A 26,422-nucleotide genomic window follows, 5' to 3' on the forward strand; every position below is an offset into this window, starting at 1 on the left:
GTTGTCGGATTTAATGTCCTATGTTTTTTACCAGAACATGGCGTATAACACAGCGGTAATAATACAAATCGCAAATGCCGCAATATTGAAAATGGGACCGGTTTTGAATAGACCTGCGTTGAGCTCTATTCCTTTCTCATCGTCAGCACCTTTGTTTTCCATCTGGCTCACTATGGCTATAACTACCATCGTACCCAAGGCCGTCAATCCCATCTGATTCATAAACGGAATACCTGGCACCATTTTCAACCCAACTGCAATAGGAATAGACAAAATCGCTCCCCATATCGCTGCTTTGTTGGTAGTCTTTTTCCAGAACAATCCCAGAATGAATACAGCCAAAATACCCGGGCTCACGATTCCGGTGTACTCCTGAATAAACTGGAATGCCTGATCAATACCACCCAACAACGGAGCCATTACGCAGGCAATTGCCAAGGCTACTCCTGCAGCCAAACGACCAGTTGACACCAATTGTTTTTCTGAAGCATTTTTATTGATATACTGCTTGTAAATATCCATAGTGAAGATAGTAGAAGTAGAGTTTAGCATAGAAGCCAAAGAGGATACTACTGCCGCAGCCAATGCCGCAAAAGCCACACCTTTTAATCCTACAGGCAATAATTGCAACAACCATGGGTAAGCCTTATCCGAAGCCCCTGCTCCTGGAAGGTTCATTTGTCCAGCTTCTCCAAGTCGTGCCATAATCTCAGGATCATTTACCATCACATAAGCCGCGATACCTGGAATAACTACAATAAATGGAATGATCAATTTCAATCCAGCCGCCAGTGCAATACCTTTTTGAGATTCTTCTAATGACTTGGCTGCCAAAGTTCTTTGGATAATGTATTGGTTGAATCCCCAGTAGTAGATGTTGGCTACCCACATACCACCTACAAGTACCCAGATACCCGGTAGGTTTTTGAATTCAGGATTTGATTCGTCTAATATCATGTGGAAGCTATCAGGTGCTGCTTTGAGCAAATGATTGAAACCGGCCATTACGCCTGCGCCATCAGATACTACGTCTAGCGCCAAGTAAGTAGTTACTAATCCGCCAAGCACCAAGAATACTACTTGAATTACGTCAGTCCAGGCCACAGCAGATAAACCGCCGTAAAGCGAATAAGCCGCAGCGAAAAGGCCCAATCCAATCACTCCATACATCATTGGGATACCCATGATCGTCTCTAATGCAAGCGACCCTAGATACAATACCGAGCTGAGGTTTACGAACACATACAAAGCAATCCAAAAGACCGCCAAAATGGTTTTAAGGTTGGTACTGAATCGTTTCTCTACAAATTCAGGAATGGTATAAAGCCCTTTTTCAATAAAAATGGGAAGGAAATATTTTCCGACAATGATCAACGTGATCGCTGCCATCCATTCGTAAGAAGCAATGGCTAATCCCAAAGCAAACCCGGATCCCGACATCCCAATAAACTGCTCAGCAGAGATATTGGCTGCAATCAAGGAGGCTCCGATCGCCCACCATGGCAGTGATTTCCCCGCCAAGAAATAGTCTTCGGCATTTTTTTCATGTCCCTTTTTGTCCCGAGACACAAATAAGCCAACGCCCAGAATGACTGCACAGTAGGCAGCAAAAATGATAAAATCTAAGGTTGAAAAATTCATATTAGTTATTTAGTAGTTTGTATTTGATGCCAAATGTCATTGACACCTCTTGTTTTGGTTCTAATTTGATCAAGCCATGCCCCGTATTGAATGCATTGGGTGGACAAGTCACTGGCTCAACAGCAATACTTTTTCTAGAAGGAGGCGTATAGATTTGAAAGTATTTGTATCTCCCAACCTCACTCTCCTGGCAAATTTCGATTTCAATACCTTGCTTTTGGTCACGCAAAAAGACTTGATATTCTCCATTTTCGTGTACTTCAAAGCAATCGTCCAAGGCTTTACCAGCCAATGAAGACTCTTCTTCAAAGCCATGCTCATTCGAAAGCGTATTGCCTACGTTTGAGCTCAATCGCTTAGCAGGCCCCATTTCCAAATCAATTTGATCTAAATCTTCGAATTGAAAATAAGGATGCCAGCCATCACCCAAAGGCAATGTCTCACTACCTGTGTTTTGAATCTGTGTATGAAATTTTACGCCGCTGCCATCCATGGTATAAGTCAAAAGGAGCTCATATGGGAATGGATAGCCCAAATCAGTTCCTTTATACACATATCTTAATTTCAACATGGCTCCAGCTTCATTAGCAGATTGACCGACTATTTCAAACGGTCTATTGTGTAGTAGTGCATGCAAGCTATTGTTAGTCGGTAGGTCATTAATCCCCAACTGATAGGATTTACCCTCAAATTCGTATTTTCCGTCAGGAATCCGATTTGGATATGGAGATAGCTTACAACCTTTATATGCCGTATGATGATCATGAATTATTTCATTTTCAGATCGATAGCCATCAATTACAGAAGCCATGTTTCCCTCCGAGTTCCTCACCACCAAATCATTAATTCCTGCTCCAAAATCAGTTAGTATTTCAATGTACTCCTGAGTATTTTCATTAACCAAACGAATGGCCTTGAAATTCCCAAGTTTAATTTCTTGAATGCTAAACACAATGCAATATTTACCGATTCACCCCGGCAATGGGATTAGATATATTTCAAAATGGGGGGAGATTTATTTCAATCGTTCTGGGGGGACGGCTAAACTCACCAAAATCGAGCTTATTTCAAAATTGAATTAAAAAATTTGATAGCAATCCAACCAAAAATGATCACATCTCCACTCCCGTCCATCTGGACTAATGGGCAATATACAGGATATATTATTAAACGTATAATTTACATTTAATAAAATTAAAGGATACCTATATGGAAAAAGTCTATTTATACATTTATACCATTTGTCTTACCCAGACAAAAGTGAATTCTAGTCAATGATAATCTGATTTCGAATGAGGTCTTCATAATTGTCGCGTTTCCTTACCAAATGTGCTTCACTGTCAACAACAAATACCTCCGCTGGTCTAAATCTGGAATTGTAATTGGATGCCATGCTGTAGCCGTAAGCTCCGGCGCTATTGATGGCCAGAAGATCGCCTTCTTTGGTCTCTGGCAACACACGATCTACGGCAAAATTGTCTATCTCACAGATATTACCGACCACGGTATATTTTTGTTGATCGCCTTGTGGATTGCTTGTATTTACAATCTCGTGATAAGCACCATACATCATCGGGCGGATCAGTTGATTGAAGCCACTGTCAATTCCTACAAACTCCGTCCCGCCATTGCGCTTGCGCACGACACATCTGGATAGCAAATGGCCAGCGTTTCCCACCAGAAAACGGCCCGGCTCGAACCACAACTGCAGCTTGCGGCCGTACTTTTCGCAAAAAGCAGTAAACTCCACATCCAACTGCTTGCCTAGCTCCACCACGTCGATTACCTCATTACCATCTCCTACATCTACTTTGATTCCTCCACCAAAGTCGATGAAATCCAATTTCTCGAATTGCATGGCGATGTCGAAAACGGCCTTTGCTCCGTTGATAAAAATTTCTGGGCTCATGATCACCGAACTCGAGTGTATGTGAATGCCATCGATATGTAGATCGTATTGAGACTCAAGAGCTTTCACATCATCAATCTGATCCAAGGAAATACCAAATTTCGATTGCTTGTGCCACCAATCCACTTTGTCCGTGTTCGATTGCGCCGCTATCTGTGGATTGAGCCGGATGCAGACTGGTACAGAGCCACCATATTTTTTAGCGAATTTTTCCAAATTGGACAGATTCTCAATATTGATTTTCACACCCAACTCCACTGCTTGCTCGATTTCAGAAAAATCCACACAATTCGGTGTGAACACAATATCATTAGGCTGATAGCCAACAGTCAATCCCATCTGAATTTCGGATATGGAGACGGTATCCAGGCCTGTGCCTTGTTTGAGCAGATACTTCATTACACTCATGTTGGTCAGTGCCTTGCAGGCGTATTTCACCTTCAGGTCTACACTACTGAACCCCTGTCGAAAGCGATCCAGATGCTCCTTAATTTCATCAGCGTCGTACACGTATAGTGGTGTCCCGAACTTTTCTGCTAAACCTTCTACGGGAATATTTTGAATCTTATAAGTATTGTTTTCCAATTTCATGGCAGTTGCTATTTTGGTCATCGGACCATTTTCATAATTTCATTTTCGTTGTCTCGCATCCACTGGGTGCGACGCATAAGTTCCAGTACACGTTCGTATTGCACTTGGTTGGGTACATGAATCAGTTCATTTCTCAGGTGCCAGCTCAGCATGCCATGGCTGCCCCACTGCATGTAATGCGGCAAGGAACTCCACTCTTCTTCGGTCATTTGGCGATGTGAATTGTAGCCATTGAGGAAAGCTCTGAACAAATCAGACTTTAGCTCGTTATCAACAAAACAGAAACCATTGATAGTCATGCCTACATCAAACATGAGCTGGTCGCTGCAAGCCTCTTCGAAATCGATGATTGCGACCAAGTCATTGCCATTGTAAATCGTATTGTTGGGGAATAGATCTCCGTGTACAATTCCTCTCGGTAAGGATGTATCAAGGTTTTCTAATAGGTAGTCCGTTTGCTCTTTAAAATACCCGAATACTTCAGGCATGGGATTTTGGCTTTCGCCAAATTCTGAAACCAGTTGTTGGCAATTATCCAGATGAACGGCATTCTTCTTTTCCAACCCAGTGGTGAGAGAAATCAAACTCAACTTTCCTACTTCCTCACCCATCTGATAGGCCACGGTTTCGCTCAGATCTGGCTCGGTTCCTACTTTGAATTCGTAGAGCATCACGAAATGCTTGTCAGACTTTTGGATATACGTCCCTGATTTATCGGCTATCGGGAAGGCCGTTTTGATACCCGCCTTTTTCAATGCTTCCATCAAGCGGACTTCGTATTCCAACAGGTGTAACGGTTGCTGTTTGCAGATGCGATACAGTATAGGGCCTTGCTCCGTGATTACTTTTAGGTTTTCATTGGCATAGCCTTGGGTGAGGGTTTCTATGCCAAGCACCTGCCCGAGGTCGTAGCCCTGCATTACTTCTGCTATCGTTTGTTGCAATGTTTCTTTCATTTTTCTAATAACTAGATCATCTAGTGTATTCTGTTTTTATCATTTGGTTGTTGGTCTTGTGACCAACAACGGCGATGGTTTTTTGACTAACAACGGTTGAAGGGTTTCAAATCCCCCTAGCCCCCTTTTTCTAAGGGGGAAAAAGGACCCGTCATATCGACTGGAAGGAGATATCCCCTTCGACAGTGCAGACCGCTGGGGACTTCTCCCCTTTTGGGTCGAAGTGACGTGATCTTTCAAACAGCCTTCATTACTCATCCAACCCCACCGGCACTAAAGTAAAGCCATAGCTGTAATTTTTGGCAGGGATCGTGTACTCTTTGTGCACTCGCCTGCCCCAGCTGGTATCTCCACCTACGCCCATTTGTATGTGGTCTATATTCCAGGTGACTAATGGCTTTTTCTTAATGTCCGTGGTGTGTCTATTAGGACTTGGTCTTGGGGTGTGGTCAATGTCCGCCAGCTCCAGATTCATTGCACGGGTGTTTAGCAGTGAGTCTCCGATCACTTTTAAGCCCAATCCGTCTGCATTTTTCAAGCTCGCCCAGCGAACCGACGACTTGTTTCCAAACTCTTGTGGACGGACATACGGATGATACTGATCCCAAACGGTTCCGCTGTAGGTATCCACTTTTGCTCCGGTGTTTTTATCCCAATAGGTTTCGTGCGGACCTTTACCAAACCAGCTCATTTGGTCAAATTCAGGATTCAACACGAGTTTCATTCCGAATCTAGGTAAGTCAGGTAAATCTCCCTTTGGCATAAACTGATTATAGACGTGAATGCGCCCATCGCTTTGGATAGTATATGTGGTAATGTATTCAGATGAATTAACATCTGGCAATTCAAAACTGGTTTGTATCACTACCTCATTCGATTCTTTCCCTATCACTTCCAACTTTTGGAGCTGCTGATTTTTTCCGGCAAAGTGCCAAATGCCATTTCTGGCTGGCATGCCATTACCCAGATCATTGTCTACCGGTGCTCGCCAGAAGTCGGGCTCCAAACCACTTATTAGTAGTTCGTTTCCATTGAGTTTCCAACTTTCTATTTGCCCCGTGGTTTTTGAAAAAGTGATTTCATTGGCAGTATTCCTTACCACAAAAGAGGACTCATCTTCTACCAAGTCGAGTGGGGAAGCATTTGCATCTCTGACATTCGAGACTGGCTTACTAGCTGGAATGACAAATTGATTCCATGCCACTTCATGTCCGGCAGGCACAAGTGCCGTGGCTACTTTCGTTTTAGCAGTGATGGTGAGGATTTGTTCTTTTGCAGTATTATCAAATTTGAGATTTGAGATTTGAAATTCTTGGCTTGTATGAGGTGTAACTGCTAATGTTGGCAATAAACCCTCTGTAATCAATCCCTCATCATCTTTCAATTGCCATGCAAAATCGAATTGACTCAAATTTATAAAGTCGTATTTGTTTTGGATCACAAATTTTCCATCCTCCAAATCAACCGCTTTGATTTTGATGTTTTGGTACACTTTCTTCACTTCCCAAATGTGGGGATTGATGATTCTGTCGGCCTGCACCAGTCCGTTGATGCAGAAATTAGAGTCGCTCTTGACAGGCGCATGCGGATAGTCGCCGCCGTAGGCGAAATACTCTTCGCCATCTTCGGAGGTCTCTAGCAATCCTTGATCCACCCAATCCCAGATAAAGCCACCTTGCAGCGATTTGTACTTTTCTATCGCGTCCCAATAGTCTTGCAGATTACCTACACTGTTGCCCATGGCGTGGGCATATTCGCACAAGATCAAGGGCTTGTTTGAGTTTTTTTCGGCATACTCCACAATGCGCTCTATCGAGTGATACATAGGTGCCTGGATGTCTGAATAATCCGAATTTTGAGCCATTTCGTATTGTACTGGTCGGCTTTGGTCTTGGGCTTTAAGCCAATCGTAGGTCGCTTGAAAATTGACACCATAACCCGCTTCATTCCCTAGCGACCAAGTCACAATACTGGTGAAGTTTTTATCTCGCTCGTACATTCTTTGCACTCGATCCAAGTGCGCCTTTTGCCAGGAAGGTTGGTTGGCCAGGGTCACGTCAGGATTCTGAATCTCCATGCCATGTGATTCAATATTGGCCTCGTCTACCACATATAACCCGTATTCATCACACAGCTCATACCAGCGTGTGACATTGGGATAGTGACTGGCTCGCACGGCGTTGATGTTGAATTGCTTCATCAGTTTGATGTCTTTAATCATGCTGGCTTCGTCTACTACATGCCCAGTCACCGGATCGTGTTCATGACGGTTCACTCCCTTGATCATTACGGTTTGGCCATTGATTTTGAAGTTACCATCTTTGATCTCTGCAGTCCGAAATCCGATGTTTTGACTATAGGCCTCCACGGTGTTGCCGAGGCTATCTTTGAGTTCCATAGTCAGCTGATACAGGTTTGGATATTCTGCAGACCACAATTTTGGATTTGAGATTTGAGATTTGAGGTTTAAGATTTGATTTTCTTGATTTGAGATTTGGGATTTGAGATTTGAGATTTCATTTTCTCCATCCATCAGTTTCACTTGCAAAGAGCCAGTGCCACCGGCGACCCCTGCAGTGATTTCCAACTGGCCATTTTTGAAATTTTCATCCAAACTTGCCAACACGGTATGATCGTACAAATGCAATTTAGGCTGCGCATACACGAATACCGAACGATCGATTCCACTCAAACGCCACATGTCCTGATCCTCCAGATAACTACCATCACTCCAGCGATAGACTTCGATGGCCACCAGATTTTCACCGGGCTGTACAAACTCCGTAATATCAAACTCCGCCGGAAGCTTTGAGCCTTGGCTATAGCCGACCTTTTGGCCGTTGACCCAGAGGTAGAAGGCCGATCGTACAGCTCCAAAATGGATGATGACCTCGTTGCCATTCCACGAAAGTGGCAAATCGAAAGTCTTACGATACGAGCCCACCGGATTGTAATCATTAGGAATGTATGGCGGATTGGCCGGAAATGGATAATCAACGTCCAGGTAATGAGGCACGCCATACCCCAGACGCTCCCAATTACCCGGCACGTCGATCAATTTCCATTCACTATCACTAAACGTTTTCTTATAAAAATCTTTAGGTCGGTCAGCTGGTTTACGCACCCAATTGAATTTCCATTTACCGTCCAGTGACAAGTATCTTTCTGAAGCGGCTTTGTTTTTGGTCTTCGCCAAATCCATGGATTCATAGGGGAAATAATCCGACCTGGCCGGTAGCTTATTGATCTCTGTAATGGACTGGTCTTCCCAGTCATGATGCTGCTTTGGTGTGGTGCAACCTAAGGCCAGCAATCCGACTAGCCATCCTACTTTTTTCATTCCTTTCTTCATTTTCGATTATTCTCTGATCAACATCAATAGGTGCGCAGCGGACCAACTAAAATGCTTGGCATTGAGGCCTTCGCCGGTGATGGGGTGATAATTTTCGCGTATAGGCCCGTCCGTCATCAGGCCTTCGGCGTTGTTAAACAGTTTGTTTTTGAGCTCGTTGGCTTCTTGGTGATAGCCATATTTTTCCAGTCCTCGAATAGCAAAATACACCTGATCGAGCCAAACCGGGCCACGCCAGTATCCATTTTTCGGATTGAACTTTGGGTGAGAAGCGTCTAGGGTTGGTAGTGGTACTTTGGTGTTGAACTGAGACTGATCCATGATGTGATTAGCCACGGCAGCAGCCTGCTCCTCCGTAGCCAATCCCGCCCAAAGCGGAATCCAGCCTTCGGGACCAAATATCTGAATGACTTTATCATCCAACATCACATCGAAGAAAAAGCCTTTTCCGCTATCGTAAAATTGCTCCTTTATCTGCTCAGCAAGTCCTAACGCTTCTTGCCGATATCTTTCTGCATCAGAAGTTTCCCCCAGTATTTGCGCCAACTGAACCAGGTACAACTTCTCCGCATAAAGGTAAGCATTGAGGTCTACCGACTCTTGATCCAAGGAATACCCGCCTCCTCCATTCGTAAGCATGGTGGCCTCATCGAAGCGTACGGCATTGTCCATGCCGCTCTCCCAGGCAGCGGCTACTCGGGTGCCGTCCGTAGATCCATATTCGCACAAGCCATTTTGGTCGTGATCGCGGAAATCGTACCACCATTGATGATATTTTTTGAGTTTTGGATAGAGCTGCTTAATAAATATTGTATCCTGAGTGGTCTCAAATACTTTGGCTATTGCCCAACCTGATAGTGGCGGTTTGGTATCTCTCCAGTTGTGTTTTTCGATCAACGTATCCCTGAAAATACAGTCCGCAATCATGCCATCAATATCCTGATAATCATACATGGTCAGTATTTGATCCTTGGCCAATTGTGGAAGGATATCCGCCAATCCAACGGAATGTTTCCACGAATCCCAAGCCCAAAAACCATGAAATCCTCCGTAGGCATAGGACGGAAACAATCCATCATGCTTCAATTCGCCGGCAGCGCTTCGCCAGTTGTTGATCAGTGTGTTAAGGGATTTTACCGCTACGTCTTTGTAAACAGAATCAATCGCCTGTCCGTCTGTTTTCTCCAATGTTTTTGTCAGGTAGTCATTCCACCTTTTTTGATTATTAGCGAAAGCCCAGACCGGATTGACCAGTGCTTTGTCTATCGCTTCTTTATCATCTCTTCTCTCACTTTCGGTGAAATATGTCGACTGCACGTAGCTGATCTTGACCGGGAAATTAGGGTTGAGATCAAATTCCTGTTCCTGACCAACGAACGAATTGGCTTCAATCACGCCATCGGCAGGCTGATCAAAGGTGAGCAACACCTTGGTTTTGCTGCTATCAGATTGCAACAATAGTTGATCATTGTCCACACTAAAAGACCACCCTGATAACCAAGTAGCTGCTTTCAGATCAGCCACTACCTTCGGCTGTTTGGCGTTGCTTTCGATTTGATATTGCACCAAGGTGGATCTGTTGGAAATGAAGATCAGCTCTTGCTTGATCGTGATGCCTTCTAACTGATAAGTCTGAATTAGTCTCCCAGGTAAATAGAGACTTTCTATCATTTTGGCGGAAGACCAATCCAATGCCAAACCACCCAAAGACAACTGCAGTGTAACCAACTGCTGAGAAGCCCAAATACCATTGTCGTCGGTCATCAAATAAGGGCCTACAAAACCTCCAGACGGCTTCGGACTCAGCGAATAACTATGCCATGCACCCAGGTCTGAAAAACTAAAGACCGAGCGATCCTTTACATTATTTGGCATACCCCAAAGGTCGAACAAATTTGAAAATTCTGGTTGCAGGTTTTCGACATTGGAACTTTGGCTTTGGCCGCAAGACATCAAAACCGCAAGTCCCAAACATCCAATAAGGCTTATTGTCACTAAGTCATTTTTCATATTTCAAATGTATCTTTTAGATCAGGTTTTGCTAAATAATTTACCCCTACACTACCCCTACATTGTTATTTAATCAGGCCAATTCGGCCATTTGCATAACTTTTCGAGCTTTGATCTCCTCTACCAAAGCTTCTTGTGCAGCTCTTTTTTGCAAATCAATTTTAAGATGCTCTTGTTTGAGCGTTTCTTTTTTCAATCTTTCATTTTCTATTTCAAATTCCCGTATCTCTTCAGCGGAGAAAATTAATGGCTTATTGCCATTCACGGTGTACCTGTTCTTCATCAGCATTTGACCTGCGATTGATTCGAATATCTCGACTTCTTTTTCGGTTAAAACAGATTTGTACTTCTGCGTATTATTTTTGAGAATAGGCTGAGTGACGTTAGACCACATAAAACCAGAAGCAGCAGTATGCTTGGATTCTTCTGATTGGAAATAATTGAAAACCTGATCCGAATAAGGCAAACCTAAAAAAGCACAAATCTGACGCATCACCTGCTCTGGCTCATGGATCAAATCCTCATATCTAATTGTGATGGCCCGATCGGTCCCAATATTTCCGACCAGATCTTCAGATTTTTGCTGGAGATTATTCCAATATTTCGCCAAATGGTAGCTGTGTTTTTCACCCACCGCTACTTTTTTGAAAGAAGCGGCTACATCCCTGCCGTCTCTAACCAGACGGATATACAATGGCTTCAATCCATTACTTTCGAATTGATCAGCATAACTGACGTTGGCCATACTTTTGCAACACCAAAAGTTGGCACCATTGGCAGCAGCCATTTGTTCGTAAATACTTTTGAAAATTTCGATCAGATTTCGATTGGTGGACTGTGCGAAAATTTGCTCTCTATCCAAAGCTACATTTTCCCAAACCACAGGATTAGTCTCCACCAGTCGGCAGGCATCTTCGACCAGTTGTCTGAAGTTTGACGCATCAGACAAATCGCCATACTGCCCCAAAAGCGGCATGAAAGTTTTGAGAATGTGCGGTGGGTGAGGAGCTACCACACCTTCCAACTCATTGATCATGAGCCTTAGCAAATTGGACCCAGAGCGCTGAGTACCTATGATTTGGATGGGCGTATATTGCTTATTCATAATAAAAATCCAATTAGACCTATGACCATAGCCGAAAGCATGAGCATAGGGGTTGATAATTTGAACCAAAGACCTGCAATGAGCAGTAATCCGAAAGAAATCAAGGCCTGCTCATCTGTCAGTGTACCTCTGGCAATCGTAATTGCTGCGGATAGTATCAAACCGAGGACTACCGGCCTTAATCCTTCAAAAATTCCTTTGATATTTTTGTTATCCTTGTAGCGTATCAGCCAGTGACTGCAAACAATCATGAGCAAACCTGATGGTAAAAAAATCCCAAGAGTTGCCAGGCACGCCCCAGTAAAACCTGCTACTTTGTATCCGATGAAAGTGGCACTAATAAGTATGGGACCTGGTGTGATTTGGCTTATGGCCAGTGCCGTGTTGAACTCAGACAAACTCAGCCATTGCATGGACTCTACTATTGTTTCTTGTATGATCGGTATGATGACATAACCACCTCCAAACAAGGTCAGGCTCATTGACGAAAAGGTGAATAGTACTTTGAGATTGGTTAGCCAAAGAGACTCGTTCTGAAAGAAATAAAGACCTAAAACTATCACTACAATAACTGCCAGCAGTACGGCAAAATGCCGAATCAAATGGTTTGTAGAAGCAGTGATATTAGTTGTCAAAGCGTTCTCCTCCTTCTTTCTCAAAAAGAAAAAACCAAAAACAGCTCCAACCAACATCACGACCAACGTTGCAAAGATGCCGTTGAGCCATTGACCAGCTACCAGAGCGACGGCAGACAAGACAATATGACTTGCACCTGTCAAATGCTTTTTTGACATATTCACTACCACCATCAGAATGATCACTACGATGGCTGGCATCACCCATGAGATGATTGTTTGGAAAAGTTGCAGTTCGCCGTATTGGAAATAGAAAACCGAAAACAAAAGCACCAACAAAAAGCATGGTAGGGTAACGGCAAACATAGACAGCAAACCACCCCAAAAGCCTTTGAGTCGATAGCCAACAAATCCTACAGTATTGACAGCCAAAGGACCCGGAAGAATGGAAGCCAGACTCACTCCGTCTAGTAAGACTTGATTATCCAGCGTTTTATCCTCTTCCACCATTTGCTTTTGCAGGACAGCAATCAATGCCATAAACCCTCCAAATGAAAATGACCCCACTTTCAGAAATGTCTTAAATAGATAACCCATCGATAGGTTCGCCGAATTATCTGACATGGCTCAAATCGTATAATTGCGGGACATACTCGGCACGATAGGGATCCGGAATCCCAACACGTGCCCTACACAATACCTCTCCTACTGGATTGACCACCACAAGAGAATTGGTACGAGGTGCGCAAATCAGGAAATTGTCATTGTTCATCAAATAAGCACTGCCCATTTTGTCGCAATACAAATCCTCCGGTAGTTCAATGATTGTTTTTATATCAGCCGTTTTGTTGGACTCTTCTATTTGATAAGTAACTATTCGCGTCTGGCGTTCTTTTCTACCATTGTCGAAGACCTGATAGCTTCCTTCTGGATTGATATGGAAGGCATGTTGGCCATAAAAATAGCCAGAGCTGTCCACTGCGATATTGCCCCCCTCTCCCAGCTTCCAAAATACGTCTCCGCTTTGGGCATCGATTTTCCAAACCTGATTGAAATTCCTAAATGAGATCAAATAATTCCCATCTTGATCTATAGACAGACTGTTTGCATGACTCCAATCCTCAGCGGTTTTAAGAATGGTGGAATCCAAAGCAGGATTGAGATAGTCGAATATCGACCAAGACCAAAGCACTTGACCCGAAGTGTCCATTTTTACGATTTTATCTCCCATCACTTGCTGATCGGGTGACCCTCCCACTTTCGACAAATCGTGTTTTTGAAATTCGTAGACCAATGCCAGGAGATTGCCCTCCTCGTTATATCTCACTTCGTGATGTGCTTCTAATGGTTCATTCAATTTGCTCAAATCGAGGTGAAAAAGTTCATTCCCTAATAAATCATACTCCACAATCTGATCACCAGAACTGTTACGATGCTTGGCGGCACCATAAAGCACGAGCACCCGATCCTTATCTGTCCAATGTGATAGCTTCGGTTGCTTGGGTACACTTTGATACCACACCACATCTCCATCCTGATCTATCAAATAGATAATCCCATTTACCATTCTTCGCTGAGACAAAATATAACCATCCAATCCCGCCACTTTTTCCTCATCCCAACGCAGGTGCAGAACATTGATTGGGAATTTCTCGGTAGTGAAACTCTGTATATCGCTGCTGTTCTCCGTCTTCTCATTTCTAGCGATTACCTGATACTCATAAGTGGTAATACCCTTTAACCCCACTAAAGACATGTAGTGACTCTGGCCTACAGGAGAAAGTGGAGAGTAATACTTTTGATCTGGTTTGTCTTTGACCCAAAATGCAACGTAAGCTTCAGCTTCCTGATTCAAGTCAAAAGAGACCTTCATTCGGAGTTCATTCGTAGAATCCGGAAGAGCTACAGGATCCGTAGTAAACTGAATAGTTTCCGACTGGCAAGAAGAAAGCCAATAGCCTAACACCAGACAGGCTAAAAATGGGGTATGTTTAATAAAAGTCAACATCAGTATGTTTGATGAAAATCAAAAATACCCTTAAACACACTGAGAATAGATTTTTTCGGCTCTACATGACCTCTACACTATACATCACGCAGGTAGTCGGTAAGGATATCCTCGGGGTCAAGCTCCAGTTTCTTCCTCAGCCGATATCTACTGATTTCTACAGATTTTACAGAGATATTGTTGAGGGAAGATATCTCCTTGGAACTTAGGTTGAGTCTCAGTTGAGCAGCCAGACGCATATCATTGTCGGTCAGGTTTGGAAATTTTTCTTTCAGTCTAAAGAAGAAGTCATCATGCAGCTGCTCCACATCAGAATAGAATCCATCGATGTCCTCATTAATTTTCAACCGGCTTTCAAATTCGCTTATCAATGATTTGATTTTTTGTTCGGCATCGGCTCTATCTAAAAAGTCGAATTTCTTTAATGAATTAGCGAGTAGCTGATAAGTCTCGTTACGCTGAGAGATGAAAAGTCCCATCTTGGTTAATTCCTTTTTTCGGTATTCCAAACGCTCCTTTAGGCGTGCGGATTCTACTTCTTCTTTTTCCAGTTGGACCTTGACCAGGTTCTGATTGATCTCGAAGATTTTCTTATTCTTCTTCATACCGCTCACCAATCTATTGACAATCAAAATACCAATGACTAACAGCAGCACCATGCCTACGATGAGCGCATTTTTTCGAAGCTCCTCTGCCTCCTTTTCTTGTTTCAATAAATTAACCTCATTCTCCCGACGTTCGGATTCGTACAAAATCCTCATTTCTGCTAATCGATTCTGTTTCTCATCAGAAAGTATTTCTTTTTGAATCGAATCATAAGATGTGAGGTACTCCAGTGACTTTTCGAAATCACCTTTTGCTTTGTAAAGCGCCGAGGATAAAAAGAAATTTCTTTCTTTAAGTACTTTATTAACATTTACTGAGTCAATGAGCTGCCGAGCTCTTTCTAAGTATTCTTCACTTAGATCATATTTTTTTCTCTGAAATTGCACATTGGCCAATTCATTCAAAATTTCGACTTGTTCAAAATATTCAGCTGTATTTTCTATTAGTGCTAAAGCCTTTTCTAAATGATCTTGCGCCAAATCCAACTCACCTAAAGCAGCATAACTTGTTCCCAAATTGGCATGTGAACTGGAAATTCTTTCTTTGTTTCCAAATGGTAATTTGAGCCTTAAAGACTGAGTGGAATAGGATATGGCCTTTAGATGATCTTTTTTACTTGAATATATTATACCTAGGCTATTATAACTATAGGCAATGCGCTCATCATCTCCGAGCTCCTTATGGATGTCAAGTACTTTGAAGTGATAATCAAGAGCATTGTCAAAATATCCTATATCGTAATACAACCAACCGATCGTTCGAAGGGTGTATGCAATATCTTTTACATCCCCCACTTGCTCCCTCACCTTCAGCGATTTTAAACCATAATCCAAGGCCTGATCATAGGAATCATTAAACAAATAGCCTTGACAAATATTTAATAACGCATATCCTTCCTCTTTGGGATTCCTAAGCTCCTTTGCTAACGCCAACGCTTCTAAGCCGTAATTGATACTTTTATCTGCATTGAGTTCCCAATAAGCTTCTGCAAGTAAATTGAGATTTTTGAGCTTTTCTTCTTTTTGCATGACTGGCAATCGATGCACAAGACTGTCGATTAAGTTTTGAGCATTAGTGACCGGTCGATCCCATAGCGATTCTTGCGCCTGGCAATTCAGACTAATTACAAAAATTAGCCATAATGTTGAAATGCAATGAAGTCTTCTCAAAAGCCTGAATTCATTAATTGTTTATAATATTAAAAATACAAAGGAAAACTAGTGTTAAAAAGGCAGCTTCAATATTTTAACAGGGCCTTGGTTGCTGGATACTACTATTGCAAGACTTTGATCTGTTAAGCGAATAAGACTCATACTTCTTATATCTATGTTTAGACCCAAATGATCAAAGTATTCGAATTGCCCCTGCCCATTCCCCAATAAAATGGCTCCAAAACTTGCATCATTTCTGGGGGTTTCTACTTCTGATTGATATAGATTTCCTGCTAGAAGGATGTCAAGACTACCGTCGGCATTTACATCTTCTATCACGATTGTATTAGTAGCCGAAAATTGTGTTTCAACTGGTAGTGACATAATGGTAAAGTCTCCATTGCCTAAGTTTCCTGCATAGGAGGTGGCAAATGTCTTGACATGATATTGCAGCGCATTGGCTAAATTTTGATGATCGTATACTTCCTGCAAAGTAGCCTGTCCGAAATCGTGGTATGTAGGAAATTTTTTCTTAATAAAAGGCATTTGATTGGATGAACACTCTCTGCCTCGGAGTGGAAACTGTTTTTGATTGTTATAATATCCCAGAACAATATCAGTAGAACCATTTTGATCAAAATCGTCGGCATAAACGGAAAAAGGTTCTTCTTGAGTGGCTTTGTATTTATAATTCAGACCATTATTACCTAAAACTAAGTCAAGGTCGCCATCTTTATCAAAATCGGCGGCCGCTATACTATTCCACCATCCGGTTGAATTTTCGACTTCATGTTTAATAAACTTCCCGTCTTTGAGACTAAAAATAGTTAACGGCATCCACTCGCCTACTATGATCAAATCTAACGTGCCACTCAAATCATAATCTATCCATGCCGCATCCGTCACCATTCCTAATTCGGTCATCTCGGGAGCAACTGCTGAAGTTCTGTCAACAAATTTTCCATTTTGATTTTCGAGAAGATAACTGCTTTCAGGATATGGGTACAAGCCTGGCTTTTGTCTCCCCCCAACAAACAAATCCAGATCGCCATCTTCATCGAAATCCGCAGCAGCAACTGCTTTTCCACTCACCCCAATGCCTGGCAAAAGATGGGATGCATCTACAAAATCTCCATGGTCATTGATATACAAATGATCTTGGAGCTCTTTTGCTCCCTCTTCGAATTCATTGCTTCCACTCACTACATACAAATCAGGCCAACCATCTCCATTAGCATCAAAAAATAATGCAGATACTTCCTCCGATGCGCTATACTTCTGCCAAGGATTTTGAGCAGGCATTTCAAATTCTCCCAAGGAATTTTGCAAAAACAGTGAACCACTAAAACCCTTCGCCCCGCAAATAAAAACGTCTTCCAATCCATCCTTATTAATATCAGCTACTGTCAAACCCGGCCCTAACTCAGACATTTTGTGAGGCAGCAAACTCTCTCTTTCAAAATCATTAAAACTCTTTTCCTGATGGACAAAGGGGATATTGGGCAGCTCAACCTCTTGAGGTGCTTTTCCCACCCGTTCAGAAAAAACAGCTTCTTCATAGTCTGCAACCAATGTTTGATTAGATGCTATTTGATTTAATATCTGAGTTTTTCCATCTGACCAATCTATTTTCACAGAATCAATAAGATTGGTCTGATCTAAGCCAAATGTCAGATTAGGGGCAACCGAGGATTGATAGCCACGAGTCAGATAATGTTCCTGGGTTTGTTGCTGTCCCTGATACCATATTTTCACTCTGGCACCTATACCTCCTGGGTTTTCCTTGCTCCCCTTGAAACTCACTTTCAGGTATTTTTTTCGATGGATTTCCTGCGTATTATTCTTATAAAGAATCGGCTCTTCATCTATGTTGTTGGTAATGAAATCCAGATCGCCATCACCGTCGAAATCGGCATAAGCCAACCCATTAGAATAAGTAGAAGAGACTATCCCCCAATCGTCTTGTTTGTTTTCAAACCGTAAATTGCCTTGATTTTGGAACACATAGTTCCTTAACTTCTTTTGAGGTGTAAGGTTAACCAACTCCTTAATCAATTTGGCTTTGTCCACTCCTTCTTTTCCTTCCACCGCAGCCAGGCGTTTAATTTTATACTTACGATAGTCGTTGTTTCTAAAGTCTCTTTTTAACCCATTAGTCACAAACAAGTCCTTATGACCATCTAAATCAATATCAACCAAAAGAGGTGCCCAGCTCCAATCTGTACTATGCACTCCTGCCAACTGACCGACCTCACTAAACCTTGCCTCTCCTCGATTTAACTGAAGTGTATTATACATGTATTGATATTGTAAACCATTATCCAGATGTGTTTGAAAGCGTTCAGGGCTCATACCACTCATGCTGGTTTTGATACCATAATTGTCTTCTGCTACCATGTCCAATACCATAATATCAAGCCATCCATCATTGTTGATGTCCTGAATATCTGAGCCCATGGAATAGTTGGATTGGTGCATCAGGGAAGTTTGGGATTGCTCTGAAAAAGTACCATCCTGATTATTGATATATACATAATCGTGTTCGGAATAGTCATTGGCTACATAGATATCCGGCCAGCCATCGTTATTCAAGTCACCCATGGAAACACCCAGGCCATATCCAATTTCATTTCCATGAATGCCAGCTTGTGCACTCACATCAATGAACTTTCCATTTTCGTTTTTAAATAACTTGTCACCAACGAGAGGATCTCTTTTCTTCTTTAATTCTTCCAATTCGTAGTAAGGCTGTACTTCTACGTTGTGATTGAGAAGAAAAACATCCACATCTCCGTCTCGATCATAATCAAAAAAAGCAGCTTGTGTGGAGTAGGCAGGATCATCCAGACCCAGCTCTTCGGCTTGGTTTTTATAAATCGGCAGGGCGTTTTTCATTCCTACAGAAACGAAAAACAAATTTCTTCGCTGTGCCTCATCGAGTTTACCCGATCGGCATACATAGATATCTAAAATACCATCCTGATTGATGTCAACCATGGTAGTTCCTGTGGTCCAGCTTGGCGAGTCCTTTAAGCCAGTGACTTCGGTGATATCCTTGAATTTAAAATTTCCTTGGTTTAGGTACAGTTTGTTTGGCGTGACATTGCCTGTAAGATAAAGGTCCGGGAGTCCATCATTGTTTACATCTCCCACGGCTACACCTCCCCCGTTGTAGTAATATTCATAGGTGAGACTATTCATCCTTTCATTCTCCGGGATGATATTTTTGAAACGTATTTGTGTTTGCTCCCCTTTCAGTTCAGTAAATAAGGCAGTCTTCTCTCCCCGTTCCTGATCTTTCTTGTCAGAACCACATGCAGAAATTAACCCTACGATCAAAAAGAAATATACCACCCTCATATCCATACCATATTAAGTGAAAAAAGAGCAAGAGAACTTATCTCCTGCTCTTTCATACATTATCAACTAACTACTATTTAGAACCCATCGTTCTGTATAAGGTTTTCGTTTTTATTCATTTCCTCAAGTGGAATTGGGAAAATATCATGCTTGCCATCCACATAGTTCTCTGCAAATGGTTTGTCATGCGCTTCCATAATATCACTGATCTTTTCCGGTGCTGTACTACCCTTAGCCCATCTGTACAAATCAAACCAACGAATAGTGTACTCCATGGCCAATTCTACGGGTCTTTCATGATGTCTGATTTGCTGTCTTAGTTCAGACTGATTCATGGAGCCTAATGGAATGTCGGCTGCATTAGACCTGTTTCGGACACGGTTCACAATCGCAATGGCGGCATCCGTGTTGGCTGCGCTTTCTTCATTTAATGCCTCAGCCTGCATCAACAAAACATCCGCAAATCGCATCAGATGAATATTGATTCCATTGTAATAATCCTTGTCGAATTCTCCAGTATATTTTTTGAAAAATTTAGGGTGAGAAAGATCATCTTTTACATCCGCATAGGGTACCGAAACACCACTGTATACATCCAGCATTTCTGAATTAGGGTCATCAAAAAATACGGAGCTATACACTCTGTCGCTATACTCTGCAGTAGGTGTCTGGTCAGTCATCATTTCGCTAAGCAACCAATCGGATGGGTAATACAACTCCCATCCACCCAATGCGCCAGGTGTCACTTCAAAATTGAATGGATGACGTTCATCATTTCCATTCGCTCTGTTACCGCTCCATTGGATTTCGAAAACAGACTCAACTCCATTTTCACCCGCACCATTAAAGTTATCAGCATAATTTGGTAACAAATCATAAGGTCCGTTGTCTACCACGTCCGTCAACTCAGTAACTGCGGAACCAAATTTCTCCTGGAATAAATAAACTTTGCCTAGGTATGCAGCAGCAGTCCAGCTGGTCGCACGGCCTACGTCCTCGCCTTCTCTCGTCGCAGGCAAATCAGCTTTGGCCGCTAAAAGATCCTGTTCGATTTGAGCCCATACTGCTGATGGTTCTGCCTGAGAAACATAGAAATCCTCTGGGCTTTTTGGAGTCTCCGTAATCAACGGAATGTTCTCAAAAGCCACCAATAAATTGAAATTGTAGAGGGCTCTGAGAAATTTAGCTTCCGCCACAAATGCATCCTTATTTTCATCAGAGATAGCCTCAATACCTGGCACTTTTTCAATAATCTGATTGGCATATGAAAGACCCGTATAGTTAGCTTTCCAAAAGCTGGCAATGGCTCCATCGTCTGTACCATTAGTAAAATCAGCAATGGACTTTCCGTAGTCCGTAGGCGCATTTAGAATATCATCCGCCTTCCAAGTAACACTAATATACATTTGTTCGAAAAAAGTCCACTTAGAACCCGTATGAGACTGTAGCGAAGCATAAGCCGCTACCAATGCCTTTCGGGCATCAGCTTCATTCTGCCAAAATGAAGATTCGGTCAATTCTTGCACATTTTCAGGTTCCAAAAAATCCTGGCAACCCATGAAGGTAAGTGCAGTGAATAATATTATAACATATCTTTTCATGATTAATTCATTTATCATTTTAAGCCCTTATTAAAATTTGAGCTGTACGCCCATGATTAAGTTTCTAGACAGTGGGTAAAGCCCAACATCCACGCCTCTTGAGAACTGCTGGTATCCAGTATTACCTGGATCATATCCGTCATATCCGGTAATCGTAAACAAGTTTTCCGCTGCTACATATACTCTTGCACTGGAAAACATTTTGGTGATCTCTCCGAAACTATATCCTAGCTGAACATTCTTAAGACGTAGGTATGAGCCATTTTCCATGAAATAATCAGAAGGTCTTATGTTTTGGTTTGCATCCAACATAGATACTCTTGGTACACTGGTATTGGTATTACTTGGTGTCCAGGCATTGAGTAGATCAGCTGAGAAGTTTTTGTCATCACCTTGTCTTCTATACAAATAGACTTTAGTTCCGTTATAAACTTCGTTGCCCAGGCTTCCCTGGAAGAATAGACTAAAGTCGAAATTCTTGTACGAAGCATTAAAGGTTAAACCATATTCAAAATCTGGAATACCACTACCAACATAAGTTCTGTCGTCATCATTTAGCTCTCCATCGTCGTTCACATCTACAAATTTGATATCCCCTGGTTGAGCATTTGGCTGAATACCGTGTGCATCAATTTCTCCCTGATTCTGAAATAAACCATCAGTTTTGAAAAGGTAGAATTCTCCGATTGACCTACCCACTTCTGTTCTGGTGGTTGGGTGTGTATCATAAATGACATGCCCATTTGTAAATGACTCATCCGCAAAACCAAGCTGGGTTACTTCATTGTTGTTGCTTGTGATGTTACCCGTAATGTTGTATTGGAAGTCACCTTTCACTTTTTTGTAGGTCACTGCCATTTCCCATCCTTTGTTCACCAACTGACCTCCATTGGTCACTGGAGTCACTGTAATACCTGAAGTAGCAGGAACTGGTACACCTACGAGCATGTCGCTCGTTTCTGTATGAAAGTAATCAAAGGTCAATGTGACCTGATCCTCCAATAAGCCCAAATCCAATCCAAAGTTTCTCGTGGTTGATTCTTCCCACTTGATATCGTAAGAAGCCAATGTACGGCTGATTGTACCTATGTTTGGAACTTGAGATGCTTCACCACCAAGTGGGTAATTAAGTGCTGAATTGTTGCTTGAAACTCGAGCAAGGAAAAGATAATCATCAATATTTTGGTTACCCAATTTACCTATACTGAATCTTGGCTTCAGGTTGCTAATTCCGGGCACATTGAAGAAGTCTTCCGAACTAACTCTCCAACCAAGTGAAACTGATGGAAACACCCCGTATCTATTGTCTTCACCAAATCTGGAAGAACCGTCCCTTCTGATACTGGCTTGAATGAGATACTTATCACCATAGGAGTAGTTGAACTGTCCGAATGCCGATGAAATTGTTCTTGTTACATTAGATCCAAAAGAGTTGGCATCACCAATACCAGCACTTAAGGCCATTAGTTTGTTGGACGGCAATTCATTATTGCTACCTCCAGTTGACTTGTATACGCGTTCTTCAGCCGATACGCCTACCAAAGCAGAAACGGTATGATCTCCAAATGTTTTGCTATAGTCTAAAACATTGTTCCAAACCCATTCGGATGTCTTTGATCTTAATTCCCATAGCGAAGCTTTGTCATTGGCACTTTGTGGACCAAAAGTATAGGTAGGTACGTGATATACCTGGTCTTCACTATACATATTCACACCAAACCGTGTTCTGAATTTTAAGCCTTCAACTATCTTGGCCTCCAAATAGACATTGGCCTGTAGATTATCAACCGTACTTTTGTCTGTAATTAGGTTGTTTAATCCGACTACGTTACCCGAAGAAACAACCGCTTCTGCATATCCATTAGGAGAATTTGGGTCATAAACTGCATTGTGCGGCATGGATTCCAAGATTTGAAGAACTGGTGAAAGTCCTGCATTACCACCATTATCAGATGATTCATCCTCACCTAATCTATTTCTTTCTGATCTCGCATATGAAATAGTTTGTCCAATGGTAATTCGATCACTCAATTTGAAGTCAACATTCATTCTCAAATTGTATCGATTATAGTCAGATGCGATGATAGTACCTTCTTTATCGTAAAATCCAATCGAGAAATTGTAATTAGCAAACTCATTTCCACCTGAAATACCCAAATCGTATTTTTGCTCTACTCCATTTCTGAACATTTCATCTTGCCAGTCAGTATCCGTGGTGATAGGCAGAGTGGTGTAAGGCAAAGGATCTAATCCTTCAGCTGCAAATGCTGCGGTACTCACCTGATTGTTCTGATCTCGATTTAGTACGTCAATTTTCTTATTAATTGAGCTGACTCCCATATAGGCATTTAAAGACACTACCGGAGGGCCCACTTTTCCTCGTTTTGTTGTGACAACCACTACTCCATTGGACGCACGCGAACCGTAGATTGTAGCTGCTGCCGCATCTTTCAATACATTAATTGATTCAATATCGTTTGGATTGATAGAAGATATGTCTCCAGGTATTCCATCAATAACAAACAAAGGATCATTATTACCGATGGTTCCCATACCCCTTACTCTTATCACAGGTGCAGACCCGGGGGCCCCAGATCCAGTAGTAGAAGTGACGCCTGCTACCTGTCCCTGTAGCATCCCTGCCACATTCGCACCCGGGAGTTTTTGTAAATTATCGACATCAACAGATGAAACAGCACTACTAAGCTCTGCTTTCTTCTGTGTGCCGTAGCCAATTACTACAATTTCTTCCAACGTTTCAACATCTGGATCTAATACCACAGAGATGCTGGTCTGATTACCCACTGTCACGTCTTGCGTAGTGTAACCTATGTAACTAATAACTAGAGTCGCCTCGCTTCCTACGCTCAGCGAGAAGTTTCCGTCGAGATCAGTTACCGTACCGTTCGAAGTACCCTTTTCAAGGATACTGACTCCAGGCAGTCCACCTGCTTCATCAGAAGCTGTAACAGTCCCCTTAATCAGGGATTGTGCCTGAGCTGGTAGTCCCAGCTGTATTAGAATGAGTACCAGCAGTACCGACCCTAAACTTTTAAGTATGTTTTTCTTCATAGACTTTATGATTATTTAATTATGGGTTTTGATTCAAGATCAAATGTTCACTTTAATTAATCATTCTCATAAAAAAACACCTTTACACCACCTCTACAATGGGTCGAAACAGCCCTTCATCAAACGTATAGGCTCTTTTTACAAATGTATTTTTTACGTTTTTAATTCAGGAAATCGGCAGTTTTTAACCAAACAAACAAAAGAATCAGATCAAAAAAATTGGTTATTTACTGGATGGGTTAAAATTGTATCAGTAAAGCCTCTGCATAAAGCTTGCCTTCACTAGAATTTTCAGATAGGTTATTTTGTCGATTTAGGCCCTTAGTCTACTGGCGAAAGTGGAAAAATTGTCATTCTTAGGTCGGTAAACCCATAGGGCACTAAATGAACCGTATCAACATGCGTCGACATATTTTCTATTAGAAATTCGCGATCAGGTATTTCCGGAGTGAAGAAAAAATCTCCTTCTACTGCTATCACTTCTTTATTCCAGGTTGAAACCGTATCTGCATTGTGAGAAGGCCAATAATCCTCTTGGATTACTTTGTCGGTAGACACCAGATTCCAGTTTTTCACCTTTCGTACCGGTACCTTGATAGTAATAGGCGCACGCTCCATTGTCCATTGCTCTAAATCACCGTTTTGCACATCGATTTGAATCACATCATTGACATTATCAGGTCGAAAGGCAAAAGCATAATTCCATTCAGAACGGGGTGCTAAATTAAGTGCTGGAAATTCTGACGAAATGGACCATGCCGAACTAGAATCTATCTCCCGATCTGACTCAACTCCCAATGAAAAAACCAAAGATCCATATTCAATAGCCCCGCTATAGTTTGCCCATTGACTCATAATTACATGCTTGGGAAGATACAAAGTTACCTGATCTCCATTTTTAAATACTCTATCCAATTCAACATATTCGCCTCCTCGTGGTTGTATTTTTAGAGGTTTGCCGTTGAGTTTTATTTTAGCGGCATCGCACCATTCCGGTATCCTTAAATTGAATTTAAACTGTATATCTCTTTTGGTTTTAATATTAAATTCAATTTCCTCTTCAAAAGGGTAATTGGTGGATTCCTCTATTTCAATTATTTCGCCAGATACCGTCTGTGTTGTGAAAATATTTGGCCCATATGTCCCGGTAAATATTTCAGCATTTTTAACAAACCAAAATTGTGATGCATAGAGCGGCATGGATCTTGAAACCTGCCCAGGACAACATTTGATCCAGGCGCTTGGTGCAAACTGCATACTACTGTTGCCTTTCATGTAAGCATTGTGATTGGTATGACTTCCTGCTATCACCTGGTTTGGACATGAAAAATATTGCATGGCCTTGAAGTCCGAGGTAACGCCTCCCGGACCTGCGTTAAAGGCAGCTTTTTCTATCTTATCTGCATAAATGGGGTTAGCTGTGGCCTGTAATAACTTGGCCCAACCGTAGGAAATCTCCACTACATCACAGGTTTCGTGGCTGGCTAATGGATCCTTTCCTTTCAGAAGTTCTGTTGAACTGTTAACGCCATCTACCAATAAAGACTGCTGCTCTACCTTTTCATAGGCTGAAAGGCTAATTTTTAAATAGTCCGTTTTTCCAGTATACATATAGAGTATAGCTCCCAAGCGGGCAAACTCCAAAAAAGTCACTCCATGTTCATTGACGGGTCTGTTTGGATCTATTATTTGATGAATAGATGAACTACGGTTTGAATTGATTTTATTTCCTTCAATAAAAATTTCTTTCGCCCGATGTAGCAAGGACTCGTCTCTCGTAAATTCATAAGTCCAAAGCATAGATTCAATTATTCCCATTTCGCGAACATGTCGATATGGGTAAGTATTCAAATCATATTTGAGATGATTGTAAATAGCATCAATTATTCTAACATCTTGTGCTGCTTCATAAGCAGTCATTAGCGCCCTGAAATAAACAACGTGTGCCCAACGGTTCGTTTTACCTGCTTCCTTCAAAAAGGCAGGGCCTATAAAACCGTCAGAAGTAGGGTGTTCTAGCGGATAATTGATAAACTTTTGAGACTTAGTAATCAAAAAACTATCCTGCAATAAATAACCAACACGACTCATTCCTTCTATCCAATACCCGGTCTGCTCAAATGGCCACCAGGTAGCCTGTGCTCTGTCATCAATGACCTTGGAAGTATCGGACCAGATAGGTAGGTTGAATGGATATCCCCCAGCAATATCAAGATTTCCGGTAATCCCGTTTTTTTGTGTTTTCAAATAGCTGGCTAACCAACCTGTTGGCTTCACTGAGCCAAGAGAAGGCTTGAAAAAGTAGGTTCCCGGTCTCTGAGAAGGATTCTCAACAGTAACAAAAGCGACATTTTCCTGGTCCAGACAACCAATAAATCCAGCCAGACCAATAAAACACATACATTTAAATAATAATTTCCTCACTCTATTCATTTTATAAACCAGCTTACTTAGACCTTAGCCCAACTTCTCATTTTTCCCTTTT

14 protein-coding genes are annotated in these 26,422 nt (G+C 42.0%); all 14 read right to left on the reverse strand.

The window, feature by feature from the left end; genetic code table 11:
- Positions 1 to 27: 27 nt before the first annotated feature.
- A complete protein-coding gene (locus R8N23_RS16395; protein WP_318172695.1) occupies positions 28 to 1,641 on the reverse strand; it encodes a sodium/sugar symporter in 1,614 nt (537 codons plus the stop codon).
- 1 nt (position 1,642) lies between these two features.
- Positions 1,643 to 2,593 (reverse strand): hypothetical protein, encoded by a 951-nt coding sequence (locus R8N23_RS16400; protein ID WP_318172696.1) that lies wholly within the window; start codon positions 2,591 to 2,593, stop codon positions 1,643 to 1,645.
- A 315-nt stretch (positions 2,594 to 2,908) separates the two neighbouring features.
- Positions 2,909 to 4,162, reverse strand: coding sequence for a diaminopimelate decarboxylase (gene lysA, locus R8N23_RS16405; RefSeq protein ID WP_318172697.1), 1,254 nt, complete (start codon positions 4,160 to 4,162; stop codon positions 2,909 to 2,911).
- Positions 4,159 to 5,097, reverse strand: coding sequence for a homoserine kinase (locus tag R8N23_RS16410; RefSeq protein ID WP_318172698.1), 939 nt, complete (start codon positions 5,095 to 5,097; stop codon positions 4,159 to 4,161). The genes lysA and R8N23_RS16410 overlap by 4 nt, the downstream gene beginning before the upstream one ends.
- A 250-nt stretch (positions 5,098 to 5,347) precedes the next feature.
- On the reverse strand, positions 5,348 to 8,437 hold the full coding sequence (locus R8N23_RS16415) for a glycoside hydrolase family 2 TIM barrel-domain containing protein (RefSeq protein ID WP_318172699.1): 3,090 nt from the start codon (positions 8,435 to 8,437) through the stop codon (positions 5,348 to 5,350).
- Between the two features lie 18 nt (positions 8,438 to 8,455).
- Positions 8,456 to 10,459 (reverse strand): MGH1-like glycoside hydrolase domain-containing protein, encoded by a 2,004-nt coding sequence (locus R8N23_RS16420; RefSeq protein ID WP_318172700.1) that lies wholly within the window; start codon positions 10,457 to 10,459, stop codon positions 8,456 to 8,458.
- Positions 10,460 to 10,532: 73 nt separating this feature from the next.
- Positions 10,533 to 11,564, reverse strand: a complete 1,032-nt coding sequence (locus R8N23_RS16425; protein ID WP_318172701.1) for a sulfotransferase — start codon at positions 11,562 to 11,564, stop codon at positions 10,533 to 10,535.
- The gene (chrA, locus tag R8N23_RS16430; RefSeq protein WP_318172702.1) at positions 11,561 to 12,763 is read right to left on the reverse strand and encodes a chromate efflux transporter; all 1,203 of its coding nucleotides are present in this window, start codon (positions 12,761 to 12,763) and stop codon (positions 11,561 to 11,563) included. The genes R8N23_RS16425 and chrA overlap by 4 nt, the downstream gene beginning before the upstream one ends.
- A complete protein-coding gene (locus R8N23_RS16435; protein ID WP_318172703.1) occupies positions 12,753 to 14,147 on the reverse strand; it encodes an aryl-sulfate sulfotransferase in 1,395 nt (464 codons plus the stop codon). The genes chrA and R8N23_RS16435 overlap by 11 nt, the downstream gene beginning before the upstream one ends.
- Before the next feature lie 77 nt (positions 14,148 to 14,224).
- The gene (locus R8N23_RS16440) at positions 14,225 to 15,781 is read right to left on the reverse strand and encodes a tetratricopeptide repeat protein (RefSeq protein ID WP_318172704.1); all 1,557 of its coding nucleotides are present in this window, start codon (positions 15,779 to 15,781) and stop codon (positions 14,225 to 14,227) included.
- A gap of 195 nt (positions 15,782 to 15,976) precedes the next feature.
- Positions 15,977 to 19,264 carry a VCBS repeat-containing protein gene (locus R8N23_RS16445; protein ID WP_318172705.1) on the reverse strand — a complete coding sequence of 1,096 codons (3,288 nt, stop codon included), beginning with the start codon at positions 19,262 to 19,264 and terminating at the stop codon, positions 15,977 to 15,979.
- 77 nt (positions 19,265 to 19,341) lie between these two features.
- Positions 19,342 to 20,865: a RagB/SusD family nutrient uptake outer membrane protein gene (locus tag R8N23_RS16450; protein WP_318172706.1), complete on the reverse strand. Its 1,524-nt coding sequence runs from the start codon at positions 20,863 to 20,865 to the stop codon at positions 19,342 to 19,344.
- Between the two features lie 30 nt (positions 20,866 to 20,895).
- Positions 20,896 to 23,937 carry a TonB-dependent receptor gene (locus R8N23_RS16455; protein WP_318172707.1) on the reverse strand — a complete coding sequence of 1,014 codons (3,042 nt, stop codon included), beginning with the start codon at positions 23,935 to 23,937 and terminating at the stop codon, positions 20,896 to 20,898.
- 321 nt (positions 23,938 to 24,258) lie between these two features.
- Positions 24,259 to 26,361, reverse strand: coding sequence for a beta-L-arabinofuranosidase domain-containing protein (locus R8N23_RS16460; protein WP_318172708.1), 2,103 nt, complete (start codon positions 26,359 to 26,361; stop codon positions 24,259 to 24,261).
- Positions 26,362 to 26,422 lie beyond the last annotated feature (61 nt).

This window comes from Reichenbachiella sp., assembly GCF_033344935.1.
GTDB lineage: Bacteria > Bacteroidota > Bacteroidia > Cytophagales > Cyclobacteriaceae > Reichenbachiella.